This window comes from Leptolyngbya sp. AN10, from assembly GCF_050565645.1.
Lineage (GTDB): Bacteria > Cyanobacteriota > Cyanobacteriia > Leptolyngbyales > Leptolyngbyaceae > Leptolyngbya.
Window position 1 is genome coordinate 20,371 of record NZ_JBNXVP010000063.1, and the last position, 9,061, is coordinate 29,431.

The following is a 9,061-nucleotide window of genomic DNA, read 5'->3' on the forward strand; positions in this document are numbered from 1 at the left end:
AAGATAGCACCTCATCAATGAGTTCACTTAGTCGAGTGCTGAAAGGCTTGAAATCGCATCGCTTTGTCGCGATCGGTGCTGTTCTCAGTCTCATATTGTTAACGGCGGCAACGGCAGTGACTCCTCAGATTTTTCGGTGGGGCATTGATCAGGGAATTGCCCAGCGAAATTTTACAGTTGTGTGGGAAAGTGCGGCTTTGATGGTCGCGGCTGCGATCGCACGAGGACTCTTCAACTTTGGACAAACGTTTTGGTCAGAATCGACTTCGCAAGGGTTAGCATACGACCTACGAAATCAACTATTTACGAAGATTGAGACTTTAAGTTTTAGCTATCACGATCGCTCTCAGACTTCACAGTTGATTACTCGTGCGACGAGCGACATTGAGCAGATTCGATCGTTTATTGGAACGAGCTTGATTCAGGTGATTGGGGCAGTCGTAACATTAGTAACGATCGCAACAATTCTGCTGGTGATGAATTGGCAGTTGGCATTGATTACGCTTACGGTTGTTCCCGTTGCAGCTTTCATTTTGCTACGGTTTTTTGGTCGAAATGGAAGCTTATTTCAGCGGGTTCAAGAGCAATTGGGTGATTTGAATGCTGTGTTGCAGGAAAATCTACTCGGTGTGCGGGTGGTCAAGGCTTATGTGCGAGAAGACCAAGAGCGATCGCGTTACACCGGATTAAACAATCAACTGATTGCGGTCAGTATGAAAACGCTGTACGCGATTCGGAATACGTTTCCGGTGATTTTTCTGTTGAGCAATTTGATCACGGTTGCGGTTCTGGGATTTGGTGGCGCACAAGTGATTAATCAGCGGTTTTCCATTGGTGAACTCGTTGCGTTTAATTCGTATCTATTGTTCATTCTTCAGCCAATTTTGCTGATTGGATTTGCTGCACCCGCGATCGCACAAGCGGCGGCTTCAGCGACACGAGTGTATGAAGTGCTTGATGCTGAAATTGAAATTCGCGATCGACCGAATGCCGTTCCTTTCGATCGATGTGGCGGTCGAATTACCTTTGAGAATGTTTCTTTTCGCTATCCAGGAGCCACAACTGAAGCGCTCAAAGGTGTCTCGTTTGAAACAAAACCTAATGAGCTAATCGCAATTCTGGGAATGACGGGATCGGGAAAAAGCACGATCGTCAATTTGCTACCTCGATTTTATGATCCAACCAGAGGATCGGTTCGGATAGATGGGCACGATGTTCGGGACTTTAATTTAATGAGTTTACGATCGAAAATCGGCATCGTCTTTCAAGAAACAACATTGTTCTCTGGAACTTTGAGAGAAAACATTGCCTACGCCAAACCAGATGCAACTTTAGAAGAAATTATCGAAGCTGCAAAAACGGCTCAAATTCATGATTTTATTGCAGGTTTGCCAGAAGGATATGACACGATCGTAGGCGAACGCGGAGTTGGATTATCGGGGGGACAGAAACAGCGAATTGCGATCGCACGAACTTTACTCACGGACTATCGCATTTTGATACTCGATGATAGTACTTCAGCCGTAGATGCGAAAACTGCAAATCAAATTAACGAAGCGCTCGATCTACTCATTGATCAAAGAACTTGTACCGCGTTTGTGATTGCACAACGGATTTCGACCGTTCGGAATGCCGATCGTATTTTGCTGATGGATCAAGGGGTGTTAATGGCGCAGGGAACGCATGAGGAATTAATGCACACTAGCCCACTGTACAGCGCAATCTTAGAATCTCAGGTGAAACGCTCATGAGAACTTCCTTCAGCACCGAAAAGTCAACTCGTCAGATGTCCACGCTGAGACGGTTTTTACAGTATGTACGACCCTACCGTAAAGAAGTCCCGATCGCGCTTCTCTGTGTTCTAACTGGAGCAGCATCGCAGGCGGTCGGTCCGTTTGTGGTCGGATGGTCAATTGATAATGTCATTGCTCAAGGTAATCTACAGGGCTTATGGTATGCGCTGATTGCACTAACACTCATCTATCTGATTGGGATTCAAGCAATTCGCGAACAGATTGTTAGAGTCGGTTGGATTGTTCAGCATGTTCTCGCTCAGTTACGGCAGGACATCTTTTTGAAAGTGCAGAGCTTACCGTTGGGTTATTTCGATCGAAGTGAAGCAGGGGATTTGATGAGTCGCTTGCTGAATGATGTAAGTACTGTCAATCAAGCATTTGGGCAAACGGTTGCTCAGATGTTAGGTAACTTGTTTAGCTTGGTTGGTATCATCATTGCAATGTTAGCGATCAATCTACAACTAGGATTGGTGAGTAACTTTGTTGTGCCCTTGATGATTTTAACGACCGCAATTTTTTCACGGTGGGCGCGATCGAGATTCCGAGTCACGCGAAAAACGATCGGAGAACTATCCACTAAGCTCGAAGAAGATATTAGCAGTGTTCGGGAAGCTCAAGCGTTTAATCGAGTTGAACTGAACATTGACGAGTTTGAACATCTGAATGCTGCGAATCGAGATGCAAACATTCAAGCAGTGGCAATCACAGCGGCATTTTTACCTTCGATCGACTTTCTCAATACGATCGCAACTGCGGGAGTACTCGCATACGGGGGCTATCTAGCAGTGACAGGACAAGCAACCGTCGGAGTAGTTACTGCGTTCTTAATCTATGTTCAGCAGTTCTTTAGACCGATTCAGATTTTGAGCCAGTTTTACACTCAAGCTCAATCTGCGATCGCAGGACTCGAAAGAATCTTCAGCTTGCTTGATGAACCGTCACAGTTAAATGATGCACCCAATGCGATCGAGATGCCACCGATGCAGGGTGAAGTTCGATTCAAAAATGTTTCCTTTGGCTACACTGCGAATCAGCGAGTCTTGAAAGGTGTGAATCTACTCGCGAAACCGGGACAAACGATCGCGCTTGTGGGACCAACTGGAGCGGGAAAAAGTACGATTATTAACTTAATTTTGCGCTTCTATGATGTGACAGATGGAGCAGTGACGATCGACGGAATTGACGTAAGAGCAGTCACCCAAGCAAGTCTTCGTCGGCAGATTGGAATTGTTCTACAAGACACGATTTTATTTAGTGGAACGGTTGCAGAAAACATTGCTTTCGGTCGTCCAAATGCGACTCAAGCTGAAATCGAAGAAGCTGCCCAAGTCGCGAACGTGCATGAATTGATTAGAACCTTGCCGCAAGGTTACTCAACTTACCTCGGTGAGCGGGGAGCAATGTTAAGTCAGGGACAGCGGCAGTTAATTAGTATTGCTCGTGCAGTGTTGATTCAACCTCGAATTCTGATTTTGGATGAAGCAACCAGTAGCATTGATACGCGGACAGAAGCACTGGTGCAAGATGCGATCGCGAAACTGCTCAAAAATAGAACGAGCTTTGTGATTGCTCACCGTCTCAGCACAGTTACTCAAGCTGATCAAGTATTAGTGATTCAAGACGGGCAAATCATGGAGAATGGAACACACACCGAACTAATCGCACAACAAGGCATCTATGCCAATTTGTATGCACTGCAACTCGGTTCAAACACACCAACACCCGTTTGATCATAGAATCGGGAGATAAGTCAGTGGAACGTGTTATGGAAATGCTGCAAGGATCACCTTGGCTGTTGGCACATCGATCGATGTTAAAGCCAAACAAACCAATGAAAGTTTCGTTGTACGGTCACGACTACGCGATCTGGCAGGATTCAAGCGGTGAAATTCATGCGCTGCCGAACGCCTGCCCACACATGGGAGCGATGCTTTCTGAGGGTTGGTGTGTAGCAAAATCAGATGGAACAAGTACGATCGCTTGTCCATTTCATGCGCTGGAGTTTGATCGAACGGGTTCAACAGTGCTGCCTGGTTCTAACAAGGCTACAAAATCGTTGTTGAAACCATTAGATCTAATCATTCAAAGTGATTTAATCTGGTCTTATGGAGGTGTCGAGCCGAAAATCTCGATTCCAACGGTGCTGAATGAGTTTGCAGCAGAGTGCGAATTTGCGGGAATTGCAGGACATCGGAGCATCAAGACAGATTTGCTTTCGATGTTGCTGAATATGCACGATTACAATCATCAGAATGGAACTCATCGCCCCTTGTTTGAGATTGAGTGTGTGGAATTCAAGCAGTTTATCGATCATGGATTGCACTCTCATGCTTACTACGATATGCCGAGAGCTAAACCTAAACTTCAAGATATTCTGAAAAATCCTGCACTTTTAGCCATGCCGAAAGTGATTGAGGCGCACTTAGAGAACTACTTTCCAGCAATCGTCATTTTTCATGGTGAGACTCCGCTTGGAACAATCAAGCAATGTCATATCTTCGTGCCTGAGTCAGAAACACACACGCGAACTTTTGTTTTAGTGTTTGGCAAGTTTGCAAATCCAGTATTCCGATTGATGAAAACCAATGTTCTCAAGCTGGTTGAAACCGTCGTTGAGCAAGATGCTGATATCTTAGAAAAGCTCTATTCTGAAACACCGCAGCATATCAAGCTGAATAATGAAATTGGAATGGATTGGGTGCGAAGAAACTTCGAGAGCTTTCCAGAAGTTGCAGAGCCTAATTTGAGTCGGTAGAAATTTCAGAGCAAAATGGTGAATTCGCGTTAAAGTGATACAGTCAATTCTGTGAAACGCTCGATCGTGGATTACGAAACTGCTCGTCGTTTGCTCATCGACCAAACTAATCTCAAGGCTAGTGATACATTCCTCGGACGGTTAGGGCAAAATCAGCCTCCGATGCCGGGACAAGTCACTTCGATTTTGCTGGCGTTGAAAGTCGTGTTTGATGCGCTGAAAGATCAGACGATGATCGATCGAGAATTAGCTTCGGCTTTATTTCTGGTATCCAGTGAATCGCGGCAATTGTTTAACAGCGGGCTTGCCAGAAGTTTGGAATGCCCGCCGTTGTTGAATGAGGATCTTGGGAGAATTGCGATCGCAGTTAAAAGCATTTTTTCAGGCACTTGGCAGGCTTAAAACTGCGATACCGACTAAGCATGTTCCCAAAGTTCGCGGATTTTATCGGGCAAGAACCCTGCAACTTCTTGAACGCGCTCTTGAGAGAGTTCATCCTTCGTCGCTGAAAATACCGCCAAAATGACTTGCTCAGGAGTCGTATTTGGCTGCAAGCCTGCTTCCTGCTTCACTCGGAATAGGAAAGTATCCGCTTTGATTCTCAGCGGCGGACGAATGTGGCTGAGGAAATGCACGATCGGGTTGGTGTCTTCCCACAAATCAGACACTTCGGTTGCTAGTGGAGTTGCCGTGTACAAAGTACGATCGGGGTTTCCTTCATCCAGCGGCACATGGAGTTCTTCTGAAACGTGCTCTACCGCTTCATTCGTCATCATGTCGCGCATAGTTCGGAACACGACTTCAGTAATGTCTCGTGCGTCGTATAAGTCAGAAATTCCACCTTTGAGCGCGACTTTCTCTAGGAACGGCATATCTTTTGTAGAAATCGGCACAGTCGGACCAGACTCCATCGATTTGGGCGGGTTTGCTTCCATATCTGCCAGCATTGCCCGACCTCTTTCCGTCAGTTCTGCCTTCTCAAACTCAATCAAGTGCGGCAGGGGACCATCTGGAGCACCATAAGTATTCGCAATTCTTAGTCCGAATTCTTCTTCATTCACTGCATTCGGAACATCATCTTGATTCGCGTAAGCATTACCGGAAAATACAGCGTTTATATATTGTCTTTGATTCAGATAGTCCAAATGTCCCAGAAATTCAGCCGTAGACATTGGAATGCTGGCGAAGTCGGTCGCACTGAACTTTACTGGATCAGGACCAGGACCTTTATCGCTTTCATCAATTTTTTTCAGCATAATGTAAACCACGTCATCGCGAATCGTGATTGTCATAAACCTTCTCCTATAACTTGTGACCTCCCAACTATTCCGCGATCGCGATCCCCAATTCATCCATCATCTGAGGCATTTGTAGTTTGAAACTGCGTCTATCTTTGGTAGGAAGACAAAAAGTTTCAAAATCTGAATTCCTTGCTACAAAGGTGAAGAAATCTCCAAAACTGAGGTAAAAGGGAAGCAGAGAACGTTCAACTTCTACACGTACATTTGACTTTATGACGAACTATCAACCCGATCTCGCTCCTCTAACGACAGTAGACCAAGCCGCAGGCATGAACTTGATCCAAGTCATCGAAACCGTAATCGATAGCTTAGATCAGTCGAATAGTGCGATGGTCAGCCACAATGAGAACGAAAATGGCTATGTTTGGAAGTTCAAATATGGCAGTGTAGAAACCTTTGTCCAACTGACTGGAACGACCGATGAAGATACGTTTTCAGTTTGGGCAACCGTGTTGGATCTGCCTGTACAAAATGAAGCGCAGTTGAGTCGTAAGTTGCTTGAGATGAATTGGTTAACGACTTTTGAATCGCATTTTGCAATTTTTAACAATCAAGTGGTCGTCGTTTCTTCTCGAACAGTGGCAGAATTGTCGCCGGGTGAAGTGTCGCGACTCATTACAGTTGTGGCGACGATCGCAGATGATAACGATGATGCACTGCGATCGGAGTTTGGAACAGCTTAACAAATTGAAGAACTCCAGAGCCGCTAAAACCCTGGAGTTCTTCTAATCATTTTCTTCTAATCATTATTGTGCTGTTGTAGAAGCTGCACCCATTCCTTGAACTCCAGCTTGCATGAATTCGACGCGCTCTTCAAAGCTCAATCCAGAGATAAAGTCGCTGAATTCATGAGTTTGTTCGGGCAGTTTGTAATCGGAAGGAACATTGATGATTTCACCGCTTTCCATTCCTTGCCCTAACAATAACCAGACTTCGATTCTTGCACTGTTGCTCAATGCACTGTATGACTTACCAAACTGACTTTCTGCGCCGCTGAGAATGTCACGTTGTGCCTGAAGCTGCTCGTCTTGGGACAGTGCCTTGATTTCACCATAAATCGTTTTGGCAAGCGTATCCGCAGATGGAGGGGGAGCAGGATTTAATTCATCTTTAATATCGAGATAACCATACCAAAGCAATGCAAGCTGAGTATCAATGTCGTATTGTTGAAACATTGACAGAGCACGTTGAGTATTCTCGCTGTGATTGTAAGGCATAAGTCCTCATTGAATAGATAGGAATGCCCTAAAGGTAGTGTCTGATACGATCGACGATCCCCCCGCAAAAGATAGATACGATACAATTGCCTTTTAACAGATGCTAGATGAAAGAATGGCGGTTAATTCCAATTCTTGAGGCTCCAGGACGAGTGCAAATGGCGATCGATACGTGGCTACTTGAACAACATCGATCAGGTTCACATCCGCCTACTTTACGCTTCTATACCTGGTCGCCTGCTGCAATTTCGCTCGGTTATCATCAACGGCAATATCCTGAAGCTTGGGAATCTTTGACTTGGAATGGAAGCGCGATCGAGTTAGTTCGTCGTCCCAGTGGAGGTCGCGCTGTTTTGCATCAAGGTGATTTAACTTACTCAGTGATTACTTCTGGATTGGGACAGAATCGAATGCAGGCGTACCAAACGATTTGTGAGTTTCTGATTCGAGGCTGGAAACAATTGGGAATTGAATTACAGTACGGGGAAGCGGGACGAGGATACATTCATAATCCAAACTGTTTTGGAACTGCGACAGGAGCAGATTTAGTCACTTCTGAAGGTATTAAATTGATTGGAAGTGCTCAGTTACGTAGAAGTGACACCATCTTGCAGCATGGATCAATGCAGATTCAATCGGATGCCCAGTTATTTGAACAAGTGTTTGGACAGAAGATGGAATTTCTGAAAGTGGAAAGTTCGATCGACAAAATTATCAATACGTTAATTCAATCTGCAAGAGACTGTTTTGAAATTGATTTGCAGACTGAACCACTCACCGAATCAGAATGGCAAGAGATTAGTCAATTGCTCCAAGATCGTCGGGTGTATTGCAGTTGAATAGAATTTGTCGATCGCGAATCTGCAATTCCTGTACCGTCTCCGAATCGAGCCAATCTTGAAACGATCGCTTTCCCTGTGCTAAATAATTCTGCAAACTTGGCAAACAATCGCGTCGATAGAATCCACAGAGCGGCTCCCAACCTTCTTCACTTCGGGCAACTACGATCGAGACTTCTCCCAACTGTGCTATCAATTCCCGCAATGTTTCACCGTTTAATCGGGGTAAGTCGCACGCTAATAACAGCACCCAATCGGTCGAAATTTGTTCAAACGCTTCAGAGAAGGCAACGATCGGCGATCGAGGACTCGATTCTTCGATCCATTGCACATCAGAGAGAATTGATAGATAGCGATCGCGCCAAGAAGTCACAACATAAATCGAATCCGTACACTGTTTCGCAGCATCATAAGTTCGTCTCAGTAGCGGAACTCCATCGATTTCGATCAAAGCTTTATCTCGTCCCATTCGGGAGCTTTTACCACCTGCGAGAATAATTGCACTGAGAGATTGATTCATTACGGGATCTTATCGCTTGCGACTTGCACAATCAAGTCACTGCTGATTCAATTCAGCAATGTGGAAACGCTAAACCAACTTTAAGCTAATTACAATTTTCACAGCGAATCACTATGGGGCACCTCGAAAAATCCAATTTTTAAGAACAAGTGCTCTATCAAAGACGAGCCACCGGGGAGTTCTATTTCTAGCTAAGTAGCTAGGCGGAATTAAACTTAAAACGGTCTATTGCGTATCCCCCAGATTGACTCCGTTCTTCCATGCCTTGGATCACCGCCTGGGCTAAATCATACTCGTCTTCAAACATCCGTCCCGCAATCTCGTGCGCTTTGAGTTGATGCCATTGCCCTTCAATGCGATTGAGATGGGCACTGTATGGCGGCAGAAAAAACAGCAATAATCCCTGAGTTTCCCATCGCTGCCAGTGAGCTTTAACGAGTTCACATTTGTGAGTCTTGCAATTGTCCTGCACCACCACCGTCAATCGTCCTGTTTCCGCCAATGTCTGAAATGAACCCTCAAAACTAGACCAGGTATCCGAATTTTTAGCAGCATTTACTTGTTCATCAGTATACTGCTTCCTTCATTTGTTTTCAGGTTTGTCTTACTGTTTCTCTTCCTGCTCACGCTTGA

Annotated in this window: 10 protein-coding genes; 6 read left to right on the forward strand and 4 right to left on the reverse strand. The window is 45.1% G+C overall.

Translation table 11 applies throughout. The features are described 5' to 3' along the window. The first annotated feature begins 17 nt into the window (after positions 1–17). Genes ACQ4M5_RS38990 through ACQ4M5_RS39005 form a run of 4 tightly spaced genes read left to right on the forward strand, consistent with a single transcriptional unit; the run spans position 18 to position 4,953 of the window. Entirely contained in the window at positions 18–1,751 is a 1,734-nt protein-coding gene (locus ACQ4M5_RS38990; protein ID WP_430681171.1) for an ABC transporter ATP-binding protein, read from the forward strand. Next, entirely contained in the window at positions 1,748–3,526 is a 1,779-nt protein-coding gene (locus tag ACQ4M5_RS38995) for an ABC transporter ATP-binding protein (protein WP_430681172.1), read from the forward strand. The genes ACQ4M5_RS38990 and ACQ4M5_RS38995 overlap by 4 nt, the downstream gene beginning before the upstream one ends. 23 nt (positions 3,527–3,549) lie before the next feature. Beyond that, on the forward strand, positions 3,550–4,551 hold the full coding sequence (locus tag ACQ4M5_RS39000; protein ID WP_430681173.1) for a Rieske 2Fe-2S domain-containing protein: 1,002 nt from the start codon (positions 3,550–3,552) through the stop codon (positions 4,549–4,551). Positions 4,552–4,602: 51 nt separating this feature from the next. After that, complete coding sequence (locus tag ACQ4M5_RS39005; RefSeq protein WP_430681174.1) at positions 4,603–4,953, forward strand: Dethiobiotin synthetase; 351 nt, start codon at positions 4,603–4,605, stop codon at positions 4,951–4,953. Positions 4,954–4,967: 14 nt separating this feature from the next. On the opposite strand, the gene ACQ4M5_RS39010 is transcribed toward ACQ4M5_RS39005, so the two are convergent. Next, entirely contained in the window at positions 4,968–5,843 is an 876-nt protein-coding gene (locus tag ACQ4M5_RS39010; protein ID WP_430681175.1) for a DUF2267 domain-containing protein, read from the reverse strand. Between the two features lie 221 nt (positions 5,844–6,064). Here ACQ4M5_RS39010 and ACQ4M5_RS39015 point away from each other — a divergent pair, with 221 nt between their 5' ends. Next, positions 6,065–6,535, forward strand: a complete 471-nt coding sequence (locus ACQ4M5_RS39015) for a YbjN domain-containing protein (RefSeq protein ID WP_430681176.1) — start codon at positions 6,065–6,067, stop codon at positions 6,533–6,535. Between the two features lie 63 nt (positions 6,536–6,598). On the opposite strand, the gene ACQ4M5_RS39020 is transcribed toward ACQ4M5_RS39015, so the two are convergent. Beyond that, positions 6,599–7,069 (reverse strand): orange carotenoid protein N-terminal domain-containing protein, encoded by a 471-nt coding sequence (locus ACQ4M5_RS39020; RefSeq protein ID WP_430681177.1) that lies wholly within the window; start codon positions 7,067–7,069, stop codon positions 6,599–6,601. A 107-nt stretch (positions 7,070–7,176) separates the two neighbouring features. Here ACQ4M5_RS39020 and ACQ4M5_RS39025 point away from each other — a divergent pair, with 107 nt between their 5' ends. Continuing rightward, positions 7,177–7,908 carry a lipoate--protein ligase family protein gene (locus ACQ4M5_RS39025; protein WP_430681178.1) on the forward strand — a complete coding sequence of 244 codons (732 nt, stop codon included), beginning with the start codon at positions 7,177–7,179 and terminating at the stop codon, positions 7,906–7,908. Here ACQ4M5_RS39025 and ACQ4M5_RS39030 read toward each other — a convergent pair. Together ACQ4M5_RS39030 and ACQ4M5_RS39035 are read right to left on the reverse strand one after the other, a co-directional pair. Beyond that, positions 7,868–8,428, reverse strand: a complete 561-nt coding sequence (locus ACQ4M5_RS39030) for a molybdenum cofactor guanylyltransferase (RefSeq protein ID WP_430681179.1) — start codon at positions 8,426–8,428, stop codon at positions 7,868–7,870. The genes ACQ4M5_RS39025 and ACQ4M5_RS39030 overlap by 41 nt on opposite strands. A gap of 199 nt (positions 8,429–8,627) precedes the next feature. Beyond that, entirely contained in the window at positions 8,628–8,930 is a 303-nt protein-coding gene (locus tag ACQ4M5_RS39035) for a transposase (RefSeq protein ID WP_430681180.1), read from the reverse strand. Positions 8,931–9,061 lie beyond the last annotated feature (131 nt).

Excerpts from the sequence above, each read along its gene's own strand:
- ACQ4M5_RS38990 (WP_430681171.1), top strand. The coding sequence starts at position 18 with ATGAGTTCACTTAGTCGAGTGCTGAAAGGCTTGAAATCGCATCGCTTT.
- ACQ4M5_RS38995 (WP_430681172.1), top strand. The coding sequence starts at position 1,748 with ATGAGAACTTCCTTCAGCACCGAAAAGTCAACTCGTCAGATGTCCACG.
- ACQ4M5_RS39010 (WP_430681175.1), bottom strand. The coding sequence starts at position 5,843 with ATGACAATCACGATTCGCGATGACGTGGTTTACATTATGCTGAAAAAA.
- ACQ4M5_RS39015 (WP_430681176.1), top strand. The coding sequence starts at position 6,065 with ATGACGAACTATCAACCCGATCTCGCTCCTCTAACGACAGTAGACCAA.
- ACQ4M5_RS39020 (WP_430681177.1), bottom strand. The coding sequence starts at position 7,069 with ATGCCTTACAATCACAGCGAGAATACTCAACGTGCTCTGTCAATGTTT.
- ACQ4M5_RS39025 (WP_430681178.1), top strand. The coding sequence starts at position 7,177 with ATGAAAGAATGGCGGTTAATTCCAATTCTTGAGGCTCCAGGACGAGTG.
- ACQ4M5_RS39030 (WP_430681179.1), bottom strand. The coding sequence starts at position 8,428 with ATGAATCAATCTCTCAGTGCAATTATTCTCGCAGGTGGTAAAAGCTCC.